This window comes from Paraburkholderia sp. SIMBA_054 (genome assembly GCF_046534875.1).
Taxonomy (GTDB): Bacteria; Pseudomonadota; Gammaproteobacteria; order Burkholderiales; family Burkholderiaceae; genus Paraburkholderia; species Paraburkholderia hospita.
Genome location: NZ_JAWRXV010000019.1, coordinates 148347 through 174353 on the forward strand (window position 1 = coordinate 148347; position 26007 = coordinate 174353).

The 26007-nt window shown below is 62.2% G+C and carries 24 protein-coding genes and 1 pseudogene; 7 read left to right on the top strand and 18 right to left on the bottom strand.

What is annotated here, in order from left to right; genetic code table 11:
* Window positions 1-6: 6 nt before the first annotated feature.
* Window positions 7-162: a hypothetical protein gene (locus SB822_RS23620; RefSeq protein WP_158660491.1), complete on the bottom strand. Its 156-nt coding sequence runs from the start codon at window positions 160-162 to the stop codon at window positions 7-9.
* A 68-nt stretch (window positions 163-230) separates the two neighbouring features.
* On the opposite strand from SB822_RS23620, the gene SB822_RS23625 reads away from it, so the two are divergent.
* Window positions 231-395 carry a hypothetical protein gene (locus SB822_RS23625; protein ID WP_158660492.1) on the top strand — a complete coding sequence of 55 codons (165 nt, stop codon included), beginning with the start codon at window positions 231-233 and terminating at the stop codon, window positions 393-395.
* A 318-nt stretch (window positions 396-713) separates the two neighbouring features.
* The gene (locus SB822_RS23630; protein WP_131542578.1) at window positions 714-1205 is read left to right on the top strand and encodes a hypothetical protein; all 492 of its coding nucleotides are present in this window, start codon (window positions 714-716) and stop codon (window positions 1203-1205) included.
* A gap of 53 nt (window positions 1206-1258) precedes the next feature.
* Here the strand turns inward: SB822_RS23630 and SB822_RS23635 are convergent, their stop codons facing one another.
* From SB822_RS23635 to SB822_RS23655, 5 genes are all read right to left on the bottom strand, one after another.
* Window positions 1259-2011, bottom strand: coding sequence for an Asp/Glu racemase (locus tag SB822_RS23635; RefSeq protein ID WP_079485504.1), 753 nt, complete (start codon window positions 2009-2011; stop codon window positions 1259-1261).
* A gap of 27 nt (window positions 2012-2038) precedes the next feature.
* Window positions 2039-3355, bottom strand: coding sequence for an MFS transporter (locus SB822_RS23640; protein ID WP_244144661.1), 1317 nt, complete (start codon window positions 3353-3355; stop codon window positions 2039-2041).
* A gap of 287 nt (window positions 3356-3642) precedes the next feature.
* The gene (locus tag SB822_RS23645; protein WP_007739389.1) at window positions 3643-4527 is read right to left on the bottom strand and encodes a LysR family transcriptional regulator; all 885 of its coding nucleotides are present in this window, start codon (window positions 4525-4527) and stop codon (window positions 3643-3645) included.
* 42 nt (window positions 4528-4569) lie between these two features.
* A complete protein-coding gene (locus SB822_RS23650; protein ID WP_090837536.1) occupies window positions 4570-5532 on the bottom strand; it encodes a D-2-hydroxyacid dehydrogenase family protein in 963 nt (320 codons plus the stop codon).
* A 395-nt stretch (window positions 5533-5927) separates the two neighbouring features.
* Window positions 5928-7397 (bottom strand): mannitol dehydrogenase family protein, encoded by a 1470-nt coding sequence (locus SB822_RS23655; RefSeq protein WP_090837504.1) that lies wholly within the window; start codon window positions 7395-7397, stop codon window positions 5928-5930.
* A gap of 95 nt (window positions 7398-7492) precedes the next feature.
* Between SB822_RS23655 and manD the strand changes: the two genes are divergently transcribed.
* The 5 genes from manD to SB822_RS23680 are packed head-to-tail and all read left to right on the top strand — an operon-like array spanning window position 7493 to window position 13429.
* Window positions 7493-8701, top strand: coding sequence for a D-mannonate dehydratase ManD (gene manD, locus SB822_RS23660; protein WP_007577226.1), 1209 nt, complete (start codon window positions 7493-7495; stop codon window positions 8699-8701).
* 38 nt (window positions 8702-8739) lie between these two features.
* Window positions 8740-10110, top strand: coding sequence for an MFS transporter (locus SB822_RS23665; protein WP_090837506.1), 1371 nt, complete (start codon window positions 8740-8742; stop codon window positions 10108-10110).
* A 51-nt stretch (window positions 10111-10161) separates the two neighbouring features.
* A complete protein-coding gene (locus tag SB822_RS23670) occupies window positions 10162-11199 on the top strand; it encodes an L-idonate 5-dehydrogenase (protein ID WP_090837509.1) in 1038 nt (345 codons plus the stop codon).
* A gap of 55 nt (window positions 11200-11254) precedes the next feature.
* Window positions 11255-12553 (top strand): MFS transporter, encoded by a 1299-nt coding sequence (locus SB822_RS23675; RefSeq protein WP_042313626.1) that lies wholly within the window; start codon window positions 11255-11257, stop codon window positions 12551-12553.
* Between the two features lie 30 nt (window positions 12554-12583).
* A complete protein-coding gene (locus SB822_RS23680) occupies window positions 12584-13429 on the top strand; it encodes a GntR family transcriptional regulator (protein WP_278254755.1) in 846 nt (281 codons plus the stop codon).
* Here SB822_RS23680 and SB822_RS23685 read toward each other — a convergent pair.
* The 12 genes and pseudogenes from SB822_RS23685 to SB822_RS23740 form a co-directional block, all read right to left on the bottom strand.
* Window positions 13426-13734 carry a hypothetical protein gene (locus SB822_RS23685; RefSeq protein ID WP_086919035.1) on the bottom strand — a complete coding sequence of 103 codons (309 nt, stop codon included), beginning with the start codon at window positions 13732-13734 and terminating at the stop codon, window positions 13426-13428. The two genes, SB822_RS23680 and SB822_RS23685, sit on opposite strands and share 4 nt — an antisense overlap.
* 95 nt (window positions 13735-13829) lie before the next feature.
* On the bottom strand, window positions 13830-14954 hold the full coding sequence (locus tag SB822_RS23690; RefSeq protein WP_090837511.1) for an amidohydrolase family protein: 1125 nt from the start codon (window positions 14952-14954) through the stop codon (window positions 13830-13832).
* Window positions 14955-14994: 40 nt separating this feature from the next.
* Window positions 14995-16629: a cation acetate symporter gene (locus SB822_RS23695; protein WP_090837514.1), complete on the bottom strand. Its 1635-nt coding sequence runs from the start codon at window positions 16627-16629 to the stop codon at window positions 14995-14997.
* Window positions 16626-16988, bottom strand: coding sequence for a DUF485 domain-containing protein (locus SB822_RS23700; protein ID WP_007577251.1), 363 nt, complete (start codon window positions 16986-16988; stop codon window positions 16626-16628). The genes SB822_RS23695 and SB822_RS23700 overlap by 4 nt, the downstream gene beginning before the upstream one ends.
* A 76-nt stretch (window positions 16989-17064) precedes the next feature.
* A complete protein-coding gene (locus tag SB822_RS23705) occupies window positions 17065-18288 on the bottom strand; it encodes an FAD binding domain-containing protein (RefSeq protein WP_007577252.1) in 1224 nt (407 codons plus the stop codon).
* Between the two features lies 1 nt (window position 18289).
* On the bottom strand, window positions 18290-18757 hold the full coding sequence (locus SB822_RS23710) for a VOC family protein (protein WP_079485522.1): 468 nt from the start codon (window positions 18755-18757) through the stop codon (window positions 18290-18292).
* 218 nt (window positions 18758-18975) lie between these two features.
* Entirely contained in the window at window positions 18976-19677 is a 702-nt protein-coding gene (locus tag SB822_RS23715) for a TetR/AcrR family transcriptional regulator (protein ID WP_007577257.1), read from the bottom strand.
* Between the two features lie 139 nt (window positions 19678-19816).
* Entirely contained in the window at window positions 19817-22078 is a 2262-nt protein-coding gene (locus SB822_RS23720; protein ID WP_090837517.1) for a xanthine dehydrogenase family protein molybdopterin-binding subunit, read from the bottom strand.
* A complete protein-coding gene (locus tag SB822_RS23725; protein WP_079485525.1) occupies window positions 22075-22587 on the bottom strand; it encodes a (2Fe-2S)-binding protein in 513 nt (170 codons plus the stop codon). The genes SB822_RS23720 and SB822_RS23725 overlap by 4 nt, the downstream gene beginning before the upstream one ends.
* On the bottom strand, window positions 22584-23858 hold the full coding sequence (locus SB822_RS23730) for a c-type cytochrome (protein ID WP_090837519.1): 1275 nt from the start codon (window positions 23856-23858) through the stop codon (window positions 22584-22586). Before SB822_RS23730 ends, SB822_RS23725 begins: the two co-directional genes overlap by 4 nt.
* A gap of 14 nt (window positions 23859-23872) precedes the next feature.
* Window positions 23873-25006, bottom strand: coding sequence for an alkene reductase (locus SB822_RS23735; RefSeq protein ID WP_079485531.1), 1134 nt, complete (start codon window positions 25004-25006; stop codon window positions 23873-23875).
* A 184-nt stretch (window positions 25007-25190) separates the two neighbouring features.
* A pseudogene (locus SB822_RS23740) lies at window positions 25191-25442 on the bottom strand (MFS transporter); the annotation flags it as partial.
* Between the last annotated feature and the right edge of the window lie 565 nt (window positions 25443-26007).

Below are 26007 nucleotides of genomic sequence, written 5' to 3' on the forward strand. Positions count from 1 at the left end.
GCTTCTTCAAAGGCAGATCCGCAGGCACACGATCACTGTCGGCAGGTTGACGTCATTGAGCATACGGTAAGCGCGCTCGTGCGTTTCGTTCGGACCGGAATAGATCATCACCAACGCGTCGACCCCGATCGGGCGGCGCAACAGCTTTTCGAGGTCGTCCAACCGGTTCACGCGGAAGGTGTCGGCATAGGGTGGCTACATTGCGGCCTTTGCCGTCAATCATTCATACGATGAAGCCGCATTCCTGCACGACAGAGACCGGCGAACTGCTGGCGTTCGGCTACGCATACGGCCTGACAGTTCAACGCCTGCGCCGCTACGGCTTCCAGCCAGGAATTGAGGAAGATATCGTTACCCGCACAGACCAGCATGCGGACTTTTACGCTCTGATTTGATGGTGCGATGCCTTTTGTCTGATTACGACATCGCGCCGGACCGAACGGGGCACAGACGAGCACGGGGTCTGGAAACGCGTTACGCCTGAAGAATTTTCCTCCGCTTCTGCGCAGCGTACAGCTCGATTGCCTAACTTCTCTGCAGCGTTTATGCTGAATGGATCGTGCTGCGTGGTGAAGCGAAGGGCAGTCCGCGCGGCTAGATGGCCTATCCCACTTGCCGTGACATGGGACTCAGGTTAGCCCGACGCGGGACATTCCAGCTTCAGCTCGAGTCGGACCGTTGAACACAGGATGTTCGAGCGACGGGAGAAGTCCATGCGCAAGCCTCTACAGACGAGCGCTGTGTTGATGGCACTTGCCCTCAGCGGAAACGCAGTAGCCCATCCGAACATCGAGAGTTGCTGCATTCGAGAGTCTGGTTCCGGAGAGAATCTGGAAGGCTATCCGGCAAACTCATCGCGGGCAATGGCGACTAGCGGTGACAGGAACGTAGAAACCCGGGATGCCGCTCTTCCAGGAGATTCGTTCCGTCCCACCGAACGAGTGGCTCCCGACAGACTGGACAAATCGGTAAGTAAGGTGAGCGCCGCTCCCGAGCGACTTACGATCAGCAACAGTGGTGATGGAAGGGGCGACATCGAAAACGGCAGACCGGCCCTCCATCCGGCGACGCCGGACACGGTGACATCTCTCCCTACCGCGTTCGCCGCGCCGCACGTTATTCTTGATGGCACACCCATGCTCACCGGCAGCTGGCTAAGCAACGGCCAGTATGTACTCACCTTCGGCCTGAACGCCCGGAATTGACGCTGAGCGACTGACGCCATGTGGCACAGCGGTCGGGGAGGTGCCTTTCTTGTTCAGTACTTGCCCGAGAGCAGGTAACCCGCATTCGGAACTTGTGTATTCAGTCCCAGCGTTTTGAGGATGCGATAGACGGTCGACGTCGCGGCCGACAGGACCGGCTTGCCGAGGCGGTCCTCGACGGCCTGGATCGCGGGCAGCGAGGGCATTTGCACACATGCGGAGAGCACGACGGCGTCTGCGTTGCTGATATCGAGGCGATCGGCGTGACCGATCAGATTCAGCGGATCGAGGCGGCCAACAGCGAGATTGTCCGACACTTCCAGGCTGATCGAGTCGGTCACTTCGATGTCTTCGCTCTGGATGTAATCGACGACCTGTTGCGTCAGCGGCTTCATGTACGGCGTGATGATCGCGACGCGCTTGAATCCCATCGTCTTCACACCTTCGACCAATGCGCCCGCCGAGCTGACGATCGGCGTCGGGGCTCCGTTGCTTTCGACGGTCTTTTTAAGGCGCGATTCCGACGTGCGGTGATAACCAGCGCCCTGGCACATGATCGCGACGAGGCACGCATAGGCAAGCACATCGCAGCGCGCGTCGCTGAGTTCGAGCGCGCAGCGGTCGCTATCCACGTCCATCTTTTTCAGTTCTTCCGGCGTGACATGCATCATGCGCATGCGTGCAGAGTGGAACGTAAAGCGCTCGTCGGGGAAGAGCTCGTAGCGCGAGGTCAGCATCGCGGGAATTTCCGTTTCCATCGTCGTATTCGAGCTGGGAACGATCTGGCCGATTCGATAGGTCTTCATGGGTTTCTGGCTGGCGAGAGTTGAAAATCAGTTTCCGCTTGTGAGTTGAACGCCCTGCGTTTCCCGAAGCGTGAACACGAGAAGCGCGGCGGTGACATACGCAATGGACGCGATGCAGTAGGTCATCGTGAAACCGATCAGCGGAATCAGCGCGGGCACGAGCTTGATGCCGGCGATTGCGCCGACGCGTCCAAAGTTGAAGCAAAATCCTGCGGCCGTCGAACGGATGCTGGTGGGGAAGAGTTCCGCGTACCACGCACCGAAGCCGCTGAAATAACCGGTAAAGAAGCCGAGCAACGCCGACAGCACGCCGATGATGGCGATGTTCTGTACGTTGAATTCGAGCTTGCCATTGGTCAGCGGAATCATCGTCGCGCCATAGGCGAACACGGGTACGGCAATCGCGATGCCGATAAAGAAGCCCGCAAATGCCGCGCGCCGTCCGAAGCGCTCCGCCAGCGAGCCGTACGCGAGATAGCCAAGCGTCGCGCCGATGCCCGTCCACACCAGAAAGACAGGCGCCTGATCGATGCGCACATGCAAGATGCTCTGCAGATAGGTCGGGGTGAACGTGGTGATGATCCAGTACCCGTACATGCCGAGAACCGAAATCGCGAGCGCGAGCAGGGTCGTGCGCCGGTACTCGGGCTGGAAGATCTGCAACAGGTTTGCTTTGCTGGCGTGGGTCTTCAGGAACTCGCGATTCGCGAGCCACACGGGCGATTCCTTCACGAAGAAAAGAATGAAGATAGCGACGCCGTAAGCAGGCACAGCGGACAGAATGAAGAGCCTGCGCCACGAATCGGGGTTCGACGCATCGAGCAGCGTCCAGGCGAAGATCGCGGCCAGCAGGCTGCCGCCGGACCAGCCCGTCTGCATCACGGCGATCGCCTTCGCGCGGCCCGACGGCGGCCAGATTTCGCTGACGAGGGCAACGGCCGCGGACCACAATCCGCCTACGCCGATGCCCACCGCGAACCGATACACGTTGAGTTCGACGATGCTGTGGGCGAAGCCGCACAGCAGCGTGCCCGTGGCGTAAGTGAGAACAGAAATGAGCAACGTGCGCTTGCGACCGATCTTGTCGGAGACGTTACCGAGAAAGAAGCCGCCAATGCCCGTCGCGAGCAGGAACCACGCGACGGTCGATACCACGTCGGCGAGCGACGCCGAGAACGTATGCGAGACAGCGAGAATGACGAACCCGAACACGGTTGCGTCGAGTGCGTCGAACAACCACGCGCCCCACGAACCACCGAGCGTCACGTAACGTGCGAGGCGCGGCATCTGATCGGAAGAGGCTGCGTGAGCCGTCCTTGTCTCCATTGCTCCAGTACTATTCATTTTGTAGTCCATTGACGGCCGGGCGGCCGTGTTGATCCAGATGCGCGCACGCGCGTCGATGCAGCCGACGTTGCTCGAATACCCGATGCGGGTGGAGTGTTCGCTAGAGGCGCCTGCTCGTGGCGGGGCGCCTGATTGCGAGGAGCGCCAAACAGTGGTGGCACCACGCATACGCGGCGAGTGACTTGATGCTAAGGAGATGGCTGCGCGCTGTACACCAGTGAATGGCTATCCTGCCATCGCGAACCGTTATGGCCGGATTGGCAGGTCAGCTGAGCTCGACGGCTTCAGTTGCTCGCGCGAAGATGCTCGAAAAAGAGCCGCGCAACGGGTGACAGCGCGTCGGCCCGGCGCACGCATACGACCAGCTCGCGCTTCGCCCATGGCTCATCGAGCTTCAGCGTGCGCGTGCCGGGCAACCGGTACAGGTCCGCGTTGCCCGCGGGCAGGATGCCGACACCCATGCCTACCTGCACCATCTTGCACAGCGCGTCATACGACGACACTTCGACCTTCGCCCGCAATGTTTTTCCCACCCGGTTCGCCTCCGTGAGCATCTGGAAGCGCAGATGTGTGCCCGCGCGAAGCACCACATGCTCATGGTCGAGCGTTTCCGCGAATGTGACATGCCGGCGGTTCGCCAGCGGATGACGGGACGGGACGAGCACCTTTAATTCGTCGGTGCGAAACGGATGGACCTCGATATCGGCGCTATACGGCAGCCTTGTAAAGACGCCGATCTCCGCGACGTTTTCCGAAATGCCCTCGGTGATCGCGAGACTGTCTCGCTCGATCAGCGAGATATTGATGTCCGGATAGCGCTCGCTGAACGACTTGACGATGGGCGGCATGAAGGTCGAAATCGCCGAGATGTTGACGAGCACGCGCACCGATCCACGCAGACCGTCCGAATACGCCTTCATTTGCAGGACGATATTGCGCATGTCGTCCAGCACATCGCGTGCGAGTATCGACAGTCTGACGCCCGCCGCTGTCGGCGTGATGCCCTTGTTCGTGCGCGTGAGCAGCGGCGTGCCGAACAGTTCTTCGAGCTCCCTGAGGCGCTTGCTCACGGCCGGTGCGGCGATGTGCTCGAGCTCGGCCGCACTGGCGATCGTGCCTTCTTCCACGACGCGCACGAACAGCTTGAGAGAAACGGGATCAAGCTTCAATGCGCGCTCCTCTACTGACGGCGCACAAGACTTTGCCGCACGTCATGCATTGGGCTGTTGCGGCTGATTGAGCCATTCGACTATATTGCGGACCGTATCGCCGTAGAACGTCTGATACAACTCATGCGCCACATAGCCGATATGCGGCGTGGCAAGCACGTTGGTCAGCGAGCGAAACGGGTCCGTTAGCTGGAGCGGCTCGGTGTCGTAAACGTCGACGGCGGCGCCTGCGATCTGTCCGCTCTTTAGCGCGGCGATTAACGCCGCCGTATCGACGATCGGACCGCGCGACGTATTGACGATACGGCTCGTGCGCTTCATCCTGGCTAGCTCTTCCGCACCGACCAGACCCCGCGTTCGGTCGCTCAGGCGGACATGGATGGAGAGGAAGTCGGAAGCCGAGAACAGGGTATCCCTGTCGACCAGTTGTACGCCTTTCGATTCCGCGCGCTCGGCCGTCAGGTTCTGGCTCCAGGCAATCACATTCATTCTGAACGCGCGGCCGATCACGCCGACGGCCGAACCAATATGCCCAAGCCCGAGCAGGCCGAGCGTCTTGCCCGCCAGTTCCGTGCCGATCATCTGTTGCCAGCCGCCTTCGCGCAACGATTGGTTTTCGGCCGGGATATGGCGTGCCATCGCGAGAATCATCGCCCATGTGAACTCGATGGTCGGCGTGGACGAGTAACCCGTGTGGACGACCTTGACGCCGCGCTCTGCCGCTGCGTCCGTGTCGATCGACGCGTTGCCCGAACCCGTCGATGCAATCAGCTTGAGGTTCGGCAGGCGTTCGATGATCTCACGCGTAAGCGGCGTGCGCTCGCGCATCACGCACACGACGTCGAAGGGCTTCAACCGTTCGATCACTTGTGCCGGGTCTGCAACATGGTCGTTGAAGACCGTGATTTCCGCGCGATTCTCCAGCGGTGACCAGTCCGCCACTTTGAGCGCGACGTTCTGGTAGTCGTCGAGGACAGCAACTTTGATGAGGGGCGAGTTGGTCATGATGAGCTTCCATATTTGATTGCCGTCATGTGCATCGCGCAACAATGGCACCGGGCAGTGTGACATAAGGCTGCAGCTATTGCTCGTGCCCTGCCATGGTGTATCGCTTGCTGACCTGGCACGCGGCACAAAGAAGCAAGTATTCGGATAGCACTCAAGAGCTGGTCTCATGGAAACTGCTCACCATTGAACCAAAGCCACCTCACAGCGCTTACCCCATAGCGCGCTTAGGGAATCGTTATTTCGTTGAATTTCCGGAAGCCAACCGAGTTCCTCTACAACAGTCGTAAAGGTAACCGTAAAACTTCCGGATGGAAGGGCGCATTTTGACTGACTGCCCATCGGGAGTTCGAGCTGTCGCAGGCTCCAGCCGGCGCGCCACGCGCCACGGCGCGTCAGTCGCGCTCGATCGCGATGGCTTGTCGTGCGCCGTGCTGTAGCAGCCTGACAGCGTCCACCAGCCGTCGCCGGAAATCCTCCCGGTTCGCCAGTTCGGGCGGGAACACCTCCTTGATCGCCAGCATCGTTTCGACGAGTTGCTCCGGATCGGTACGGACACTCGCCGTGAGGCGTGCAGCCATCGGATCGCTGATGTCATAACGCGTCCCGTCGTCGGCGTGTCCGCGCAGGAACACGAGCCATGCCGCGACGGCCAGCGTGAGCCGTTCGATCGTTTGCCCTGCGTTCAAACGCGCCTCGATCGTTGCGAGCAGCCGAGGAGGAATCTTCTGGCTGCCGTCCATCGCGATCTGCGCGGTGCGATGCTTGAGCGCCGCATTCGCATAACGCGCGAGCAGTGCGTCACGATAGGCGAGCACGTCGAATGAAGGCGGCACGTCGAGCGTCGGCGCGATTTCGTCCGTCATCATCGCGTGGATCAGTGTTCTCAGAGGCGGATGGGCGATCGCTTCGTCGATGGTCGTGAAGCCCGCGAGCATCGACAGATACGCGAGCGTCGAATGCGTGCCGTTGAGCATGCGCAGCTTGGCGAGTTCGAACGGCATCACGTCATCGACGAGTTGTGCGCCGGCTCGTTCCCACGCGGGGCGTCCCGACGGAAAGCGGTCTTCGATCACCCATTGGCGAAACGGCTCGCATGGCACGGGCACGGCGTCGTGGGTATGTAATGCGTTCAGCGCCGCTTCGCGGTCGGCGTCGGTGGTGGAGGGCACGATGCGGTCCACCATCGTCGACGGAAACGCGACATGCGCGTCGATCCAGTCGGCGAGTTCACGCTCGAGCATGCGTGCAAACGACACGACCGCCTGCTTCAAGGCCGCGCCGTTGTGCGAGAGGTTGTCGCACGACAGCACAGTGAAGGGCGGCGTGCCGGCATCGCGTCTTTGTCTGAGGGAGGCGGCGAGGATGCCAGGCACAGTGGACGGCTCGTCCGGATGCGCCAGATCGTGCGCGATCCCTGCGTGGTTCAGGTCGACGTCGCCCGTTCGCGTGTCGCGGCAGTAGCCCTTCTCGGTGACCGTCAGCGAGACGATGCGCACGTTTTCATCGGCTAGCAATTCGAAAAGACGCGCACGGTCGTGCGGCATCGCGAGCACTTCCTTGAGCGCACGAATCACCGTGACGCTCACGCCTTCGGGCCCGCGTTCGACCACGCTATACAAGCCGTCCTGCGCCATCAACGCATCGCGCTTGCCCACGTCGCCCTGCAAGGTCACGCCGCAGATGCCCCAGTCGCCACCCGCCGCGAGCATGGCTTCTTCCGTATAAACGGCCTCGTGCGCGCGATGAAAATTACCGATTCCCAAGTGAACGATACCGATGCGTGGATCGCGCCACGCCGGCCCCAGCACGTGGTCGTTCAATGAGTTGAGTGCGGTGCGGCAAAGCGATGGGTTGGCGGTCATGTTCAGGTCCGAAGCGCGGGAAAACCCGTTGTTGACGATTCAATATACTTGTATGGTAGCATCACTTCCATCGAATGCGACTCAAGGAAATCCCCATGAAAATCGTCCGCGCCGATGTGATCGTCACGTGTCCCGGCCGCAACTTCGTCACGCTTAAGGTGGTGACGGACGAGGGCGTGCATGGCATCGGCGATGCCACGTTGAACGGCCGCGAACTCGCGGTGGCGTCGTATCTGAAGGACCATGTGTGCCCATTGCTGATCGGGCGCGATCCGGGACGCATCGAGGATATCTGGCAATTTCTTTACAAGGGCGCGTACTGGCGCCGCGGCCCGGTAACGATGACCGCGATCGCCGCTGTCGATATGGCGCTGTGGGACATTCTCGGCAAGGTGGCGAACCTGCCGCTGTACCGGCTGCTGGGCGGCGCGTCGCGTGAAGGCGTGATGGTCTACGGCCATGCGACGGGGCGCGACATTCCCGAAGCGCTCGACCGTTACCAGGAGCACATCGAAGCCGGCTACAAGGCTATTCGCATTCAGTGCGGCGTGCCGAACATGCGCTCGGTCTATGGCGTGTCGAAGGGTTCCGGCATGTACGAGCCCGCGACCAAAGGTGCCGTCGAGGAGCAAAGCTGGTCGACGGAAAAGTATCTCGACTTCGTACCGAAGCTCTTCGAAGCCGTGCGCGACAAGTTTGGCTTCGATACCCACATGCTGCACGACGTGCATCACCGGCTCACGCCGATCGAAGCGGCGCGCCTGGGTAAATCGGTCGAGCCGTATCGGCTCTTCTGGATGGAAGACCCGACGCCCGCCGAAAACCAGGCGGGCTTCCGCCTGATACGCGAGCACACGGTCACGCCAATCGCGGTCGGCGAAGTGTTCAACAGCATCTGGGACTGCAAGCAACTGATCGAAGAGCAGTTGATCGACTACATCCGCGCGACGCTCACGCACGCGGGCGGCATCACGCACCTGAAGCGCATCGCCGATTTCGCTTCGCTCTATCAGGTGCGCACGGGCTGTCACGGGCCATCGGATCTGTCGCCCGTCTGCATGGGCGCGGCGCTTCACTTCGACCTGTGGGTGCCGAACTTCGGCGTGCAGGAATACATGGGCTTTCCGAAAGAAGCGCTCGACGTGTTCCCGCATGCGTGGAGCTTCGATCACGGCATGATGCATCCCGGCGAGGCGCCGGGACATGGTGTCGATATCGATGAGGAAGCGGCCGCGCGCTATCCGTACGACCCGGCGTATCTGCCCGTCGCGCGGCTCGAAGACGGCACGTTGTGGAACTGGTAAGTCCCTTCGACAGATAAAACGACAGCCAGGAGACAGGCATGGCAGACAAGAAAACCCGTGCGATGCTGCGGCGCGTGGCCGCTGCATCGACGATCGGCACGGCCGCCGAGTACTACGATTTCTTCGTGTACGGCACGGCTGCCGTGCTCGTGTTCGGCGCGAAGTTCTTCCCGTCGAGCGACCCGCTGATCGGCACGCTCGCGGCATTCGCGACCTACGCCGTGGGGTTCGTGGCACGGCCACTCGGCGGCATCGTGTTCGGCCATTTCGGCGATCGCATCGGACGCAAGAAGGCGTTGATCGTCACGATCCTGATCGTCGGGCTGGGGACGTTCGCGATCGGCCTGCTGCCGGACTATTCGCAGATCGGCGTCTGGGCGCCTGCATCGCTGATACTGATTCGCGTGCTGCAGGGCTTCGGCGTAGGTGGTGAACAAGCGGGCGCGGTGTTGTTGACGGCGGAATATGCACCGCCTCGCGAGCGCGGTTTTTTCGCGAGTCTCGTGCAGCTCGGCGCACCTGCGGGCTTCCTGATTCCGTCGGGTCTATTCGCGCTGCTGAGCGCGACACTCACGCATGAGCAACTGATGGACTGGGGCTGGCGTCTGCCGTTTCTGGGCAGCATCGTACTGGTCGTAGTCGGCCTGTATATCCGGCTGCGCACGGAAGAGTCGCCGATCTTCGCCAGCATCCGCGAGACGAAGGCAGTCGAGTCGCGGCCGGTGGTCGAGGTCGTGAAGCAGTTCGGGCCTACCATCGTGAAAGGCGTCGGCGCGAAGCTGATCGAGGCGTGCACGTTCGCGATGTACACGATGATCGTCCTCGCCTACGGACGTGCCCACGGCATCAGCGAAAGCCTGCTGCTGCAGACCATCATCGTTGCTGTCGTGCTGGAGCTTCTCGCGATTCCGCTGGTCGGCGCGCTGTCGGATCGCATCGGCCGGCGCACGACGTTCATCACGGGCGCGGTGCTGCAAGTGCTGCTCGTCGTGCCACTGTTTCATGCCGTCGACAGCGGCAACCGTCTCGCGATCCAGGCGGCGATGATACTCGCGATCTCGGTCGGTCACAGTCTGTGCTATGCGCCTCAGGCATCGCTTTTCCCCGAGCTCTTTCCAGCGCGCGTGCGATGCAGCGGCATTGCGCTCATCTGGCAGATTGGATCGCTGATCGGCAGCGGTGTGCTCGGACTCGTCGCGGTCAAACTGATTCAGGCGACACACGGAAATTCGATCGGGCTTGTCATCTATGTGGCGTTGCTCGGGATCGTCTCGGCCGTCTGCATTTTCCTTCTCCCCGAAACCGCTCCCGCGCGACGCGGCGGGGATCTCCATGACTGGGGCGCGCCGCAACGCGAGCCAGCCTTGCACGAAGCACACGCATCGGCCGCTTTCGCTGCAGGCCAATAGCGCGCCAACAAGCACGCCGATACGGCAGCCCCTTGATACAGGATCACGACCATGTTTGCAGCCGTTCTCCACGAACCGAAGAAACTCCTCATCGACGAACTCGATGATCCGCAACCGCAAGCCGGTCAGGTCCAGATTCGCGTGCGCGCTGGCGGCATCTGCGGCTCCGATCTCTCGTATTACTTCAAGGGCAAGAGCGGCGATTTCGCGGTGCGCGAACCGTTCGTGCTGGGTCATGAAGTCGCGGGTGAAGTCGCGGCGCTAGGCGAGGGCGTGAGCGGCCTTGCCGTCGGGCAGCGTGTCGCCGTGAATCCGGGGCTCAACTGCGGCGTCTGCCGATACTGCGTCAAGGGCATGCCGAATCATTGCCTGAACATGCGCTTCATGGGCAGCGCGTCGACGTTTCCGCACATGCAGGGCATGTTCCGCCAGTTCATCGCGGTGAGCGCGCATCAGTGCGTGCCCGTGCCGGACGGACTCGACTTCGCGCAGGCGTCGATGGCCGAGCCGCTCGCGGTGGCGCTGCATGCGCTGCGCCTGGCCGGCTCGCTGGTCGGAGCGAAGGTGCTGCTGGTGGGTTGTGGACCGATCGGTTGCATTCTGCTTGCCGTGGCGAAGCGGGCGGGCGCGCACCGCATCGTTGCACTCGATCTCGCGGAAAAAGCATTGCAAATGGCGGCGACACTCGGCGCCGACGAAACCGTGCTCGCCAACGATCAAACACGCATCGATCAGTGGGCGCAGCAGCGCGGCACTTTCGACGTGGTGCTGGAGGCGTCGGGTAGTACGGCAGGCCTCGATACCGCGTTGCGCGCGGCGCGCGCGGGCGGCACGGTCATCCAGGTCGGCAATCTGCCGGCGGGGCAGTCGCCCGTGGCGGCAAACCTGGTGATGTCGAAGGAGCTTCGCTATCAGGGCTCGTTCCGCTTCACCGACGAATACGCCGTTGCCGCCGAAGAACTCGGCGCGCACAAGATCGATCTGCGCCCGCTGATGACGCACGCGTTCTCGCTCGAAGAAGCGAACCGTGCCTTCGAAGTCGCGCAAGACCGCACGCAATCGATGAAGGTTCATCTGAAGTTCGACTAACTCATCCACATGAACCGCCTGGACAGACAAAGAGGCGGAGCACTGGAGACACACCATGATCAAGAGCCAGCGATGGTTCGTCGTCGGCCTGCTGTTTCTTGCGGGCGTCATCAATTACCTCGACCGCGCGGCCCTTTCGATCGCCGCGCCGCTGATCCAGAAAGACCTGAACTTTTCGCATGCACAGATGGGCATCGTGTTCAGCAGTTTCTTCATCGGCTATGCGCTGTTCAACTTCATCGGCGGCGTGGCCTCCGATAAATTTGGCGCGAAGAAAGTGTTCGGCGGCGCGATGGGCATCTGGTCGATCTTCTGCGGCGCCACGGCGCTCGCGAGCGGGCTCGTCTCGCTGATCGTGCTGCGTGTGCTGTTCGGCATGGGGGAGGGCCCGTTCAGTTCGTCGAACAGCAAGATGGTGAACAACTGGTTTCCGCGCCGCGAAGTGGCGAGCGCGATCGGCGTCATCAGCTCGGGCACGCCGCTCGGCGGCGCGCTCGCGGGGCCTGTGGTCGGCTATATGGCGATCCAGTTCGGCTGGCGCTGGGCGTTCGTCGCGATTATGGTGTTCGGCCTCGCGTGGCTCGTGTTCTGGTCGTTTGCCACGACCGAACATCCGCAGCAGAACAGGCGCGTGAAGCCGGCCGAACTCGATCTGATCGTCGCGGGCCAGCAGCAGGCTTCGTCGATGGAACATGCGCCCGCGGGTAAGAAGACGGGACTCGGCTTCTACCTGAAGCAACCCATCATCCTCGCGACCGCGCTGGCGTTCTTCTCCTACAACTACGTGCTGTTCTTCTTTCTATCGTGGTTCCCGACCTATCTGACGGAAGCTCATCACATGTCGCTGCACGACATGAGCATCGCGACGGTGATCCCGTGGGTGCTCGGCAGCATCGGGCTCGCGGCAGGCGGCTTCATCACCGACTTCATCCTGCGCCTGACGGGCAAGCCGTTGCTGTCGCGGCGGATCGTGCTGTCGGTGTGCCTCGGCGCGGCGGCCGTGTGCGTCGGCTTCGCCGGACGCGTGCAGAGCATGCAGGGCGCCGTGGCGCTGATGTCGGTTTCGATTTTCTTCCTGTACGTCACCGGCTCCGTCTACTGGGCGGTGATCCAGGATACGGTGCGCCGCGAGAACGTGGGCGGCGTGGGCGGCTTCGTGCATCTGCTCGCCAATCTCGCGGGCGTGATCGGACCGGCCGTGACGGGCTTCATCGTGCAGGCCACGCACGGCGCGTATGGCAGCGCATTTGTGCTGGCCGGAGCGATCGCGGTGATCGGCGCGCTGTGCGCACTCGTGTTCATCCGCGAACCCAAGTCGCAAAAAGCCCCCGCAGAGCGTAAACTAGTATGGTAGTTTTGCGATACTAGTCTTCGATTACCCGGTATGGACACGAAAATTGCAAGCCCGAAGTCCGCGTCGCGGCGCGAGAAAAGAACCGCCACGCTGACCGTTGCTCCCGTCGCGAGTCAGGCCCGCGCGGTTTCCGACGGCGAAGTGAAAACGCCGCTGCGCGGCGCGCTGATGGGTTTGTCCGTCGAATCGCACGAGCCGATCGGCAAGCAGATCTTCCGCTCGTTGCGCGAGGCGATCTTTACGGGGCTGCTCGCGCCCGGCACACCGCTTTCAGAGAAAGAGGTGTCGGAGATGTTTCAGGTGTCCCGGCAGCCCGTGCGCGAAGCCTTCATCAAGCTCGTCGAGGCCGGCGTGCTGCAGGTGTTGCCGCAGCGCGGCACCTTCGTGAAGCGGATCTCCCCGCGAAAGGTGCGCGAGGGGCGTTTCATTCGCGAGGCGATCGAGGCGGCCGTCGTACGCAAGGCGGCCGTGGCCATTACCGATGCGCAACTGGCGGAACTTGCCGCGAACCTGCGCGAGCAGAAGGTGGCGGCAAAAGTCAATGACACGGCCGCGTTTCTCGCCTGCGACGAGCAGTTTCACTTCCTGATCGCTCAGTCCATCGATTGCGTTGCGGCGTGGGAGACGATCCAGGACATCAAGGCGCAGATGGATCGTGTGCGCTATCTGAGTCTGCATGAAGTGTCGCCGCTCGACCTGCTGATCAAGCAGCACGCGCTGATCGTAAGCGGGCTGAAGGCGCACGATCCCGACGCCGCGGAAAACGCGATGCGCGCGCATTTGCGGGAGATTCTGGTGTCGCTCGGGCCAGTGGCGCAGCTCAACCCGGACTGGTTCGAACCGGACGAGCCTGAGGCCGTGCGGTTGATCCTCTAACGTTCAAAAACCGCCGTGTGCCTGGCAAGGCTTCCTGCAGCGGAAATGGGCCGCGTGCGGCGCAACGCTCGGCGGCGGACTTTCGTTTTCGCCGACATCTCCGGACGACTCAACATGGCTGCGTCGAGGGTGAATCGCTTATGGTGAAGACGCATGCGAGGCGGCGCGTGGCCCGCCACGCCGCCGCCCTGTCCACGCAAAGACATGACAGAGCGTTCGCAGATTTCCACGTCATGCCCGATGCAATCGAGCGTCAGGGCGGCAGCGAGACCCGCTATCGAGCCTCCTGCAATGATCACTTTCATCGTTGGCGACTCCTGTCCCCGGCAGGCGGTGAACTTCGATCATTGTGTCCGTGACGCCCGTTCGCCGCATCGAAGGCGGCAGTGGTATGCCACTACTAGATGCGAAGGAGTTTGCCTGCGTTGCCGCCAAGAATCATCGCGCGCTGCTGCGCGGTAAGGTCCAGACGGTCGAGAAAACGCACAGGCTGCTCGTAACCCATATCGAAGCAGTAATCGCTTCCGAGTACCAGTCTGTCTACGCCGATGTTCTGCATCAGATAGTCGAGTACCGGGCCGGAATGAGAAACCGTGTCATAACAGAAGCGCCTTAAATAGCTGCTCGGCTTTTGTGCCAGTCGCCGCGTTTCCGGGCGTGCCGTCCAACCTGCATCGAGACGTCCGATGAGGATCGGCAACGCGCCGCCCGCGTGCGGCAGGGTCACCTGCAGTTCCGGAAAACGATCGAGCACGCCGCCGAAAATCAGGTGCGATCCGGCAATCGCCGTATCGAAGGGATTACCTAGCAGATTGCTGAGGTAGAAATCACCGAGTCTCGAACCTCCAACTGTCTGCTGCGGATGCAGGAAGACCGGGAGATTCAATTGCTCGATGCGCGCGAAGACGGGCAAAAACAGCGGGTCGTCGAGGTCGCGATTGTTGATGTTCGTGCCCATGTACACGCCTCGGACGCCGGGCAATTGCGATGCGCGCTCTAGTTCGTCGATTGCGTCGGTAGCGTTCAGCATTGGCAGTGTTGCGAGCACGACGAATCGCGTCGGATGCTCCTGGCAGATTCGCGACGCCGCTGTGTTCCACTCACGCGCGAGCCTCGCATTGAAGTTCCGGTCTCCCCAATATGCCATCGGCACACTCAGCGACAATGCCTGTACATCGACGCCGGATGCATCCATGTCCTTGAGCCGCTCATCCACGTTGATGAACTTCATCGGCAGAGGGCCGAGACCGCCGGCGGGCGTCTGGAAAGTAAAGGACTTGTCGTCGCAGACGAACGCTCCGCCGAACTGCTTCCCAGCGCCGCCAACGAGATCGCAATAGCTTTCCGGGTAGTAGTGCGCGTGAATGTCGATCGATCTAACTGCGGTTCGCGACAGGCCCAATGCCGCGCTCCGAGCCTCCGCTGCCGAAGCGGTTCGTCCGGCGATCACGGTGCCCGCCAGCGCACTGAGGGCGCCAAGCAGGCGTCGGCGGCCGGGTGAGACGCAACACAGGCAATTCATCATCTTGTCTCCGTTTTTGTTCAAGTCGTTTCTGTCAGGTTCTTTAGCTACGTTTAGCCATGCCCAGTTCGCAGTCGACGAGTTGTCTGTCAAACAGCGCACGCTCGCCCTTTGCACGCGCTGAGTTGTCGAACAGCGAGAACACCACGATCCCGGCGAACGCGACAATCATCGAAAAGAGCGCGGGGTATTCATACGGGTACAGGGCGTGTGCGTGGCCGAGCACCTGTACCCAGACGGTCGGGCTCAGCACAGTCAGCGTGACGGCCGTTATGAGCCCGAGCATGCCGCCCACGACGGCGCCGCGCGTTGTCAGCCCACGCCAGTAAATCGAAAGCAGCAGCACGGGGAAGTTCGAACTCGCCGCGATCGAGAACGTCAGGCTGACGATGAAGGCGATGTTCTGCTTTTCGAAGGCGATGCCGAGCAGAATCGACAGAACGCCAAGTACGAGCGTCGTCACGCGCGATACGCGCATTTCTTCGCGGTCCGTGCATTTGCCGCCGCGCAAAACATTTGCGTAGAGATCGTGCGAGATCGCGGACGATCCAGCCAGCGTCAGCCCCGCGACCACGGCAAGAATGGTCGAGAATGCGACGGCACAGATGAAGCCAAGAAACACGTTGCCGCCGACCGCATGGGCCAGGTGAATCGCGACCATGTTTGCACCGCCGGTCACCGCACCTGCTGCGTTGTGATACTGCGGGTCCGGTGCCACGAGAGCAATCGACCCGAAGCCGATGATGATGATCAGCGCATAGCCAATACCGACGATCCCCGTCGCGTACAGAACGCTTTTGCGTGCGGCCTGAACATCGCCCACGGTGAAGAAGCGCATCAGGATATGCGGCAGCCCCGCTGTGCCGAAGATCAGCGCAAGACCGAGGGATACCGCGGAAACAGGATCCGAAACCAGGCCGCCCGGACTCATGATCGCTACGTGCTTCGGATGCGCGAGTATCGCCTGCGCGAAAAGCGCATTCATGCTGAAGCCGAAACGACTGAGCACCATGAACGCCATGAATGCCGCGCCCGCCAGGAGCAGGACCGCCTTGATGATCTGGATCCACGTCGTTGCCAGCATGCCGCCGAAGAACACGTACACGACCATCAGCACGCCAACGACCACCACGGCAACGGTGTAGTTCAGGCCGAACAGCAGTTCGACCAGCTTTCCCGCGCCGACCATTTGCGACACGAGGTACAGCAACACGATCACGATCGAACTCGATGCCGCAAATGCGCGTATCGGCCGTTGCTGGAGACGATAGGAGACCACGTCGGCCAGCGTGTACTTGCCGAGATTGCGCAGCGGTTCGGCGATCAGGAAGAGAATGATCTGCCAGCTCGCGAGGAAGCCGACGGAGTAGATCAGGCCGTCATAGCCGCTCGTGAAGACAAGCGCCGAGATGCCGAGCAACGACGCCGCCGACATATAGTCGCCTGCAATGGCCCAGCCGTTCTGGAACGCGGTGATCTTTCCTCCCGCCGCGTAGTGATCGGCCACGCTGTTGTTCTTGCGCGCCGCCCAGCGGGTGATCAAAAGCGTCGAGGCGACGAACAGCAGGAACATGCCGATCGCAATCGGATTGTGGCCGTGCGCGAGCGACGAGGGCTCTGACGCGAGCGCGGGCAATGCGTCGATGGCGAGGATCGACGTCAGCAGAAAGCGCTTCATTGTTCGTTTCCTTCCCGGATGTCCGCGACGATCGCGTCATGAACCGAATTGGCTTGATAGACGTACACGGCGACCAGCGCAAACGTGACGACGAACATGCCGAAGCCGACGGGTATGCCCCATGTCGCAGGTTGACCTTGCACGATGGGTTGCCCGAGCAGGCGCGGCGAGAAAGCGAGCGTGAGGATGAACGCGAAATAGATCGCAAGCATCACGAATGTCAGCGACCAGGCGAGTGTCCGGCGACGCCGCACCAGATAACTAAAGCGCGCGTCGTTGAGCAGCGGGTGTGTCGTCGCGGCGGGTACCGCCGTGCTTCCAATCGCAGCGGCTGCCGTTGCGGGGAGGGAGTGGTCCACGATGTCTCCTTCGTGTCGATTGTCGTGAAGTGGGCGAGCTGCCGGACGGGCGGATGCCGCCCGTCTCCACTCGCAATCAGAAATGCGCCGGAACGGCCGTCTCGCGCATCACGGCTTCTGGTGTCCGGTAACGCTCGGCCATTTCGCGTTCGGTCGGGGTCTTCAACTGTGCCTGCATGTAGGCGCCAAGATGGCGCGCATGCTGAACGATCGCGGTCCCGAACTGGGTGCGAACCTCGCTGTAGTCGGACAACGCGTCGAGCGTGTCGGCGTGTTTGCGCAGCGCGGTGACGAGTGCCATTGCATCTCCCGCGGCTTTGGTCACGCCCATGCCGCAATGCGGCCGTGCGACGAACGCGGCGTCGCCGAGCAGCGCAATGCGGCCAAATGCCATTTGCGGCACTTCGAGATCGAAGATCGGCTGGAAAAGCGGCTGGCTTGCCTTCGTGACGACTTCCGCGAACTGGGGCGAAAGAAGGTCGAGCGCGGCGTCTTGCATGTCGGCGAGCACGTCGCGCCGGATGAGCGTCGGCGGAATGCCGCCCGTCCAGAGTTTGCCTGTGGCATCCGTCAACAGGTCTGGCAGATCCATGTCTTCGCTGGTGGGGCGATACCAGACGAAGTTGTAGCGCCGCTCGCCGCGCCTGGTGCTGTTTCCCAAACCGGCGACGGGATAGCCGATGATCTGCTCACGCGGCGGCAGGCAGAATGCGAACTTCTCGAAGAGGGCGTCGCGTGTGGCTATGGACAGCGCGAGTTCGTCGACGAGACCGCGCCACGCGACATAACCCGCGTACTGAAGCTGAACGTCAGGAAGAAGCTGTTCGCGCACGGCGGAGCGAAAACCATCCGCCGCAATGATCATGTCGGCATGGATGACGGCGCCGTCGGCAAGCGTGATGGCCGCGTGCTCCGGCCCGTCGACGACGGCCGTCACGACCGCGCCTGAATGGTAGTGCTGATCGGGCAAAGCCGAGCGAAGCACGTGATACATCTTGCTCCACGCGGTCAGCGTCTGAGGAAGATTGCGTTCCGAAATGATCGAGCCATCCTGCGCGAGCGTGACGCGCGATTCCACCTTGACGCCGATCGACTCGTCGAGGCGGACGTCCGCCGCCTGCATCACGTCGAACAGCTCGGCGTGCGTGACGATGCCCGCGCCGCGGCCCGACAGTTCGTCCGGCACGCGCTCGAAGACATCCACATCCCAGCCATTGCGCAGGAGAAGATTCGCAGCGAAAAGGCCGCCCAGCGAACCGCCGATGATGGCTGCTTTCCGTTTCGTCGAAGTGTTGTTCATGTCAGTCTCCGTGGGCTGTGATGTTCTGGGTGCTCAAGTGAGCGACCTCGGCGGCGGGGAAGTTGAGTTCGATCGTGACCCCCGACGGATCTTCGATGAACACCTGGTGCAGTCCGAGGCTCGGCACGGTCCGGTCGCGCCACGCGATGTTTTCGGCGCGCAACGTGTCCCATATCTGCTGAACGCCAGTGGCCAGAAATGCGATGTGGTCGACGGTTCCTGTTCCTGTCGCCGGCAGGTCCTTGTCGCCGAGATATGCAGCGAGTCCGTCCGGGTTGGCCGGGTCGACCCCGATGATGTGGACCGTGCCGTAATCGGCTTCGTCGCCGCCCTTGTAAAGCCATGCGCCGGGGAAGTCGAACGGCGGGCGATAGCCGCGTTTGAAGCCGAGCACGCGTTCGTAAAAACGGCACGATTTCTCGAGATCGAGCGTGCGGATCGAGTAGTGGGCGAGTCTGGAAATAGGCATGAAGCTCTCCTGCTATTTATCGATCGATTAATGATCGTTCGATAAATTCTAGTCGAAAAAATCTTTTGGAAGTAGCGTGTTGGAAAGGGTGTTAACCCTGGGGAGAGGGAGACGGCGTGCGCGCCGCGCGAGGAAACTGGGGTGTCACCCGCGCGCGACGAAGGGAAGGGGCAGGATATTGGCGTGGAAGCGGGCCGCTCGATGCAGAAACCGCCGCGTTAAGCCGATTTTCCCGTTTTGCGGCTCGACTGCTTGAGCGCGTTGGGAACGCCATTCAGGAAGGCATCGATCTGCTGATCGATCTGGGCGTCGATATCTTCAGGCACCGGCAAGCCGTAGATCCATTTGCGCACGCCGATATAAAAGATGCTGGCGTGCAGACTCCAGATCAGTTCGAGATCGGATGCGCGTTCGGCTGCGGTCCTGGCGGCCTCCGCGCCGTACGCTTCACGGATCTCGCGCATCATCGGCACGAACACGCGCTCGCGCAGGCGCGCAAGGTACTTCGAGTTGATGCCTTCTTTCGTCAGCCCGGCGAAGATGAAAATGCGGATCCACTCGCGCCGCAGGATGACGTTTGCATAGGCGCTGTAGAAGCGCACCATCCTTTCCTGAATGCCAACCGAGCGGTCTGTGATCAGCTTTTCCCACTGCGGATTCCATTGATAGACCTCGTCGTAGACGCGGTCTATCAGCGCTTCCTTGCTGGAGAAATACCGGTAGAGCAGCGGTTGCGTGACGCCTAGCTGGCGCGCCAGTTCGCGCGTGCTGCCTGAGAATCCGTGGGTTGCGAAATGATCGATGGCCTTGAGGAGAATTTGCCGCTCGCGTACTTCGGGTGAGAGACGGCGCCCTGCGGTTTGCACGGCGTTGGAGGCGTCGTCGGGCGGCGCGGCCTCCGCGGTTTTTTTACGAGGCATGCTGGATCCACTACACGATGGGTGCAGCGATCATACAAAGATTGTCCCCGGGTGGCTAGCGGCGGACTTGCATTGCGTGAGCCGCCGCGCGGGTCGAGACCCCGCGCGGCGGCGAGCAAAAGCCTACGAAGTGAGCCGGTCACACGTCGATGAGTTTCCTCAACACGTCGCCCGCAATCGGCATTTCGCGCATGCGTTGACCCGTTGCGTCGAAAATCGCGTTGGCCAGTGCGCCCGCCGCCGGGCCCATCGATGCCTCCGCCGCACCGAGAAACGGCGCGCCCGGCCGGTCGATCAGATGAACGTTGATGCGCCTGGGCACGGACGAGAAGCGCAGAATCGGGTACGTTCCCCAGTCGAAACTGCGGATGCGGCTGGTGTCGTAGCGCAGTTCTTCGTGCAAGGTCCAGCTGGCGCACTGAACGATGCCGCCTTCGATCTGGTTGCGCACGCCGTCGGGATTCACAATCTGCCCCGAATCGACTGCGGCCTCCGCGTGCTCGAGCGTGACGTGGCCGGTTTCCGGCTCGACCGAGACTTCGACGGCAATGGCTACATAGGCCATCAGGTTCTTGTATTGCGCGAACGCAAAGCCCACGCCGCGATTGCGGGCGCGGGGTCCGCGCGGCCAACCGAACTGCTTTGCCGCAAGCTGGATCACATCCTTCGCGCGCGGATTCTGAAGGTGGCGCAGCCGGAAGGCGACAGGATCGATACCGGCCATGTGCGCCAGTTCGTCCATCGCGCTCTCGATGGAAAACACGTTGGTGTGCGCGCCGAGCGAGCGCATCGCCGAAGTCTGCAAGGGCATCGTCGGCGAGAAATTGTTCATCACCTGGATGTTCGGCAGCACGTAAAGGGGAATGCCGTTGCGGTCCCCGCCACCTTCGGGCTGGAGCATTGGCACGGAGGGCGCGGAGACGAAGGGCTTTTCGAGCATCCGCGCGGGCAGCAGGCGCCCCGCGTTGACGATGCGCTCGTTGTGCGAACTGCTCCAGAGCGCGTATTGCCAATCGACGATCTGGCCGGTCGCGTCGAGCGACGCCTTCAACTCCGTCACCATCGCGGGCGTGAAGTGATCCCAGACGTTTTCCTGCTCGCGCATCCACTGCACGCGGATGGGATGCCCCGGCATGGCGACGGCAATCAATGCGGCATGGGCGGCGACATCGTCCGCGCCGTTATGGCCATAGCAGCCGGAACCTTCCGTATGAATGCAGCGGATGTTTTCCTTTTGCATCGACAGCATTTCAGCGAGGCCGTCGCGCAGTGGATAGACCCCTTGCGAATGGGTCCAGACGGTGAGCACCGTGCCGTCGAATTGCGCAACCGAGCACGACGGCCCGATCGAACCGTGCAGCAGATAGCGTTTGATATACCGGGCGTTGAGCGTCTTCACAGCGGGGGCGACAGGCGCGTGTTGGTCCGCGACCTTGATCTGCTGGGTGGCGATCCGCTTGAGATCGCGATGCACCGTCGCGGGGTCGGGAAGAGTGCGGCCCGGCGTCCACTTGCTGCTGGCCTCCAGCGCCCGTTGCGCAACGACAGCCTGCCATTCGCCGCGCGCCACCACGGCCAGCATGCTGCCGTTGCGCACGATCTTGACGACGCCTGGCATCTGCATGACGGCGGCTTCGTCGAACGAAATGAGCTTCGCGTCGTACACCGGCGGCATGACGACGCGCGCGTGGAGCATGCCCGGCAACTGCATGTCCTGCACATAGCTCACGCCGCCCGTGACTTTCGACGGTATGTCGAGCCTTGGCAGCGTCGTGCCGATCAGCCGGTAGGTCTTCGGGTCCTTGAGCGGCGAGGTGTGCGTCGCGTTGCGATGGAGATCCACGAGGCCGACGGCATCGCCGTAGCTCATCCTGCGGCCGTCCGTCGCGCGGATGACGGCATCATTCGCAGTGAGCGTGCCTGCATCGACGCCGAAATGCTTCGCGGCCGCGTCGACGAGCAGTCCGCGCACCTGCGCCGCCGCGTTGAGCAGCGCGCTCCCGCTATCGGCGATGGTGTGGCTGCCCGCCGTGAGTCCCTCGTCGGGCGAAGCGCCCGTGTCCGCGGTAAGAAACGTGATGAGCGATGGCGCCATGTTCAGCTCTTCTGCCGCGACCTGAAGCAGCGCCGTGCGCACACCCGTGCCAAGTTCGACCTTGCCCGTGAAAACAGTGACCTTGCCTGCGGGCGTGATCTTGATCCACGCGTCGAGAAACGGATTGGTCTTGAGGCTGCCTGCGAGCGCCTGGGTTTCCTTCGCCACGTGCACGGCTGCACCTTCGTCGGCGATGACTTCCTGGGCGAGCGCATCCGTGGTCTTGACCATGCTGAACGCGACGAAGAGCGCCCCCGAAATCATGAAGCGCCGGCGGCCCTCGTCGATGAAATCATGCTCGCTCATGATGCGGCCTTCGCATGGGTGACGTGTTCGGCCGCTTGTACGCCCACTTGCGGTGCGGGCAAGCCCGCGACTTCGCGGATGGCGGCAAGAATGCGCATATGCGTGCCGCAGCGGCACAGGTTCGGCTCCATGTGCCCGCGCAGTTCCTGCTCGGTGGGATGCGGGTTGCGATCCAGCAGCGCCTGCGCGCGCATGATCATGCCGGCGATGCAATAGCCGCACTGCGCAGCCTGATGCTTGATGAACGCGCTCTGCAACGCGCCCGGATGCGCCGCCGTGCCGAGGCTTTCGAGTGTGCGCACGGGCCGTGTGCCGATCGCGCTGACGGGAACGATGCAGGAGAACGTAGCCTTGCCGTCGACAATGACGGTGCAGGCGCCGCACTGCCCCATGCCGCAGCCGAACTTTGCGCCGTGTAGCTGAAGATCGTTGCGCAGTGCGTAAAGCAGCGGCGTGGAGGGATCGATGTCGAGCGAGTGCTGTACGCCGTTTACGTTGAGTGAAATCATTGCGCGCTGTCCTCCTTTCTCAGCTTTGCGACCAGCGGTTGGGCGTCGGACCACGCTGGCTTTGTCGAATACGCGCCCCGTATATAGGCGACGAGATCCGCGACCTGACGGTCGTCGTATATTCCCGAGAACGCGGGCATATAGTTCATCGCGTTTTCGCCGTGCCAGTCGATACCGTTGAGGATCATCTGCACCGCGTTACGCGGCGTGGCGGCATTGATTGCCGTGCTGAACGCGAGGGTGGGACGCTCGCCGATCGTCTGCATCGGCGAGCCCGTGCCGTGGCATTGCGCGCACGAGGCATTGAAGAGCACGGCGCCGCGCTGTTCGGCGCGCGTGGCCGCAGGTGTTGCGACGGCTTGAACGGCGGGCGGCGTGCCTTTCTGGAGCGACAGGATGTAGTGCGCAATGGCCTCGACGTCTTCGGCCGGCACTGTCGCGAGGTCGCGCGTGACGGGCAGCATCGGGCCCGCAGCGGCGCCGTGTTCGGAAGCGCGTCCCGTGCGCAGATAGGTGACCAGCTGTTCCCTTGTCCACGCCTTTGCCGCGCCATCGAGCGTGTTGAGTGGCGGCGCTTCCCAGCCGTCGACGATACCGCCGTCGAAGGCATGGCCCGCTTTTTCGCCGCCGATCACATTCAACGGAGAATGGCACGACGCGCAGTGGCCGAGACCATCGACGAGCAGCTTGCCACGATTCCATTGCGCATCCTGCGAGGCGTCTGCGTCACGCGGCCCCGGATGCAGGAACAGTACGTTCCAGAAGGCCACCAGTGGCCGGAAATTGAGCGGGAAGATCAGACGGTTGGCGGGCGTGCTCGCCCGCACAGGCTCGCGGCTCATCAGATACGCGTAGGCCGCAGCGATGTCGTGGTCGGATATGCGCGTGAAGTGCACATAGGGAAACGCGGGATAGAGGATGTGGCCGTCACGCGAAACGCCATGCCGCAATGCCCGCGCAAAGGCGGCCTCGGACCAGTTGCCGATGCCCGTCTGCGGGTCGGGCGTGATGTTGGTCGCGTAGATCGTGCCGAACGGCGTTGCGAGCGGCAGTCCGCCCGCGAATGGGCGGCCGTCTTTCGCCGTGTGGCACACAACGCAATCGCCGAGCGCGACCACGCGCGCGCCTTCGCGCCGGAGTTGCGCATCGAAGCTATCAGGGACGGGCGGCGCGATCGGGGCGATCGCGGGCCGATACATGATGGCCGTTGCGATCGCGAGGCTGAGCACGGCGATCGCCGCCGCGCCGATCCAGATTCGTCTGCGATTCATCGCCGCTCCCTGTTTCAAGAGCGTGCCTGCGGGCCGCTCGACACCGACGTTGCGTTGTCGTGGCGTTCGTAGTCGGTGTAGCCGCTGCGTTCGCCACCGTACCAGCCGATGTCTTGCGGCAACGCAAGCGGTGCGTTCGCCGCGATGCGTTCAACGAGATCGGGGTTCGCGATATAGGCCCGCGCAAAGGCGATGAGATCGGCATCGCCGGATGCGATGAGCGTGTCGGCGGCTGCAGGCGTAATGCCGCCGTTCAGCATCAGCGTGCCCTTGAAGGGCTTGCGCAGTAGCCCGATGATGCGTGCGAGATCGGGTTTGCCGCTCCAGCCGTTTGTATCGGCAGCATGCAGGTAGGCGATACCCGCTTCGTCGAGCATCCGCGCGACGTAGTCGTAGGTAGCGTCGGGATCGCTGTCGCGCACATTGTTGTAGTGTGCGTAGGGCGAGACGCGTACCCCGATGCGCCCGACCGGCACGACTTCGCCGATTGCCTGGACGATCTCCGCCAGAAAGCGCGTGCGATTGGCGATCGTGCCACCGTATTCGTCGTCGCGTGTGTTAGTCGTCGAGGAAAGAAACTGATGCGGGAGGTAGCCGTTCGCAGCGTGAATTTCGACGCCGTCGAAGCCGGCGGCGAGCGCGTTGGCCGCGGCCGTGCGGTACTCGTGCACCGTATGCCGGATTTCGGCGGGCGTCATGGCGCGCGAAGGCGTCGCGTGAATTTTGGTGTAGTAGCCGTTTTGCAGTTGAGCCCAGACCTGAAGCTGTTCGAGATCGTCGTTCACGCCGGAAGGCGAAAGTGGTTGCTGTCCGCCGAGAAGGGCCATCGAACTCACGCGGCCGCCGTGCCAGAGCTGGGCGAAGATCCGCCCTTGCCGCGCGTGCACGGCATCGGTGACGGGGCGCCAGGCGGCGACCTGGTTGTCGGTGACGACGCCGGGCGTGAGATCGAACGCGGCGGATAGCGGGCTCACATTCGTTGCTTCGCTGATGATGAGGCCGGCGGACGCCCTTTGCGCGTAGTACGTCGCCATCAAGGCGGTTGCCTCACCGCGCTGCGGCGCGCGAGAGCGGGTCATCGGGGCCATCACCACCCGGTTCGCGAGCGGCAGGCCGGATAGTTCGAGGGGGCTGAGCAAAGAAGACATGGTCTGAATCCTGAAACGAGTGGGACGGTCGGGGGATATGTGAAGCCGGTCGGCTTGGCGCTCAGGTATTCGAAGGTCTGGGCATACGGCCGACCAGCAGAAAATGAATGAAGGCGATGAGCGGGAAAGCGAGTGCGACACTGGCGACGAGTGTCCAGCCGCCACGCTCGTACAGCGCGCTCGCCAGTGCCGAGCCGATCCCGCCGCCGACGAAGATGCTCGTCATGTAGAGCGCGTTGATCTGCGTGAGCGAAACGATGAGGCTCGCCGACCCCGAAGACATCTGGAGCGACGGACCGATCAATTCGGTGATCGGCTGCGCGTAATACAGATTGGCGACGATCGCGCCACAACTGAATGCGAACAGTGTGATGAGCCCTCGTGTGAGCCTTGTTGCGTGTTGCTTGTCTTGAGGCGCTCTCGAGAGGGTACACATGACGGTTCCTTAACGAATATAGCCACTGCGGAATGTGCCAAGCTTAGCCGTCGTTCTCAGGCCGCGGAATGTACTCGCGTCGCAATCGACCGTTGCTCGCTTCGCAACGCACGCACGTGTTTCTGGGGTCGCGCGCTCTCCGCGTCGAATCGCATCACATGAAATTCACGTGTGTTGATCGAATGATAAACAAAAATTCGCGCATGCGCCAGACACGGTTCCGGTGGGGCCATCACGGCTTTCTGGGATTGCTTCCGCCACGCGGAACTTCTCGCGCTAATCACGCTGCCTGTGGGACCCGATGAACGCGATGTCCCTCGTGATGCGTCTGACCGAATACCGGATATCGACGTCATCGATTCTGGCTGGCAGGTGCGCGGGAGAAAAGTAAAGTGTTCTGAAAATTCCTTTAACGCTGACACCTGAAAGCATCAGGAGCGCAGCGCATTGTTTGCGCGGGACCTTTCAGCGTGTCAGCGCGAACAATGTCGACAAACGTTGCGCGAAACGCCGAATGGCAGCACGAACGCCATGGCGGGCGGCTGAAGATGGCCGGCAGTATGCG

Bases quoted from the DNA above. Each gene is read 5' to 3' on its own strand.
- SB822_RS23680 (WP_278254755.1), top strand. From the start codon at position 12,584: ATGGACACGAAAATTGCAAGCCCGAAGTCCGCGTCGCGGCGCGAGAAA.
- SB822_RS23685 (WP_086919035.1), bottom strand. From the start codon at position 13,734: ATGAAAGTGATCATTGCAGGAGGCTCGATAGCGGGTCTCGCTGCCGCC.
- SB822_RS23715 (WP_007577257.1), bottom strand. From the start codon at position 19,677: ATGCCTCGTAAAAAAACCGCGGAGGCCGCGCCGCCCGACGACGCCTCC.
- SB822_RS23630 (WP_131542578.1), top strand. From the start codon at position 714: ATGCGCAAGCCTCTACAGACGAGCGCTGTGTTGATGGCACTTGCCCTC.
- manD (WP_007577226.1), top strand. From the start codon at position 7,493: ATGAAAATCGTCCGCGCCGATGTGATCGTCACGTGTCCCGGCCGCAAC.
- SB822_RS23690 (WP_090837511.1), bottom strand. From the start codon at position 14,954: ATGATGAATTGCCTGTGTTGCGTCTCACCCGGCCGCCGACGCCTGCTT.
- SB822_RS23670 (WP_090837509.1), top strand. From the start codon at position 10,162: ATGTTTGCAGCCGTTCTCCACGAACCGAAGAAACTCCTCATCGACGAA.
- SB822_RS23635 (WP_079485504.1), bottom strand. From the start codon at position 2,011: ATGAAGACCTATCGAATCGGCCAGATCGTTCCCAGCTCGAATACGACG.
- SB822_RS23640 (WP_244144661.1), bottom strand. From the start codon at position 3,355: ATGAATAGTACTGGAGCAATGGAGACAAGGACGGCTCACGCAGCCTCT.
- SB822_RS23735 (WP_079485531.1), bottom strand. From the start codon at position 25,006: ATGTCTTCTTTGCTCAGCCCCCTCGAACTATCCGGCCTGCCGCTCGCG.
- SB822_RS23650 (WP_090837536.1), bottom strand. From the start codon at position 5,532: ATGACCAACTCGCCCCTCATCAAAGTTGCTGTCCTCGACGACTACCAG.
- SB822_RS23695 (WP_090837514.1), bottom strand. From the start codon at position 16,629: ATGAAGCGCTTTCTGCTGACGTCGATCCTCGCCATCGACGCATTGCCC.
- SB822_RS23725 (WP_079485525.1), bottom strand. From the start codon at position 22,587: ATGATTTCACTCAACGTAAACGGCGTACAGCACTCGCTCGACATCGAT.
- SB822_RS23720 (WP_090837517.1), bottom strand. From the start codon at position 22,078: ATGAGCGAGCATGATTTCATCGACGAGGGCCGCCGGCGCTTCATGATT.
- SB822_RS23655 (WP_090837504.1), bottom strand. From the start codon at position 7,397: ATGACCGCCAACCCATCGCTTTGCCGCACCGCACTCAACTCATTGAAC.
- SB822_RS23705 (WP_007577252.1), bottom strand. From the start codon at position 18,288: ATGAACAACACTTCGACGAAACGGAAAGCAGCCATCATCGGCGGTTCG.
- SB822_RS23665 (WP_090837506.1), top strand. From the start codon at position 8,740: ATGGCAGACAAGAAAACCCGTGCGATGCTGCGGCGCGTGGCCGCTGCA.
- SB822_RS23625 (WP_158660492.1), top strand. From the start codon at position 231: ATGAAGCCGCATTCCTGCACGACAGAGACCGGCGAACTGCTGGCGTTC.
- SB822_RS23730 (WP_090837519.1), bottom strand. From the start codon at position 23,858: ATGAATCGCAGACGAATCTGGATCGGCGCGGCGGCGATCGCCGTGCTC.
- SB822_RS23710 (WP_079485522.1), bottom strand. From the start codon at position 18,757: ATGCCTATTTCCAGACTCGCCCACTACTCGATCCGCACGCTCGATCTC.
- SB822_RS23675 (WP_042313626.1), top strand. From the start codon at position 11,255: ATGATCAAGAGCCAGCGATGGTTCGTCGTCGGCCTGCTGTTTCTTGCG.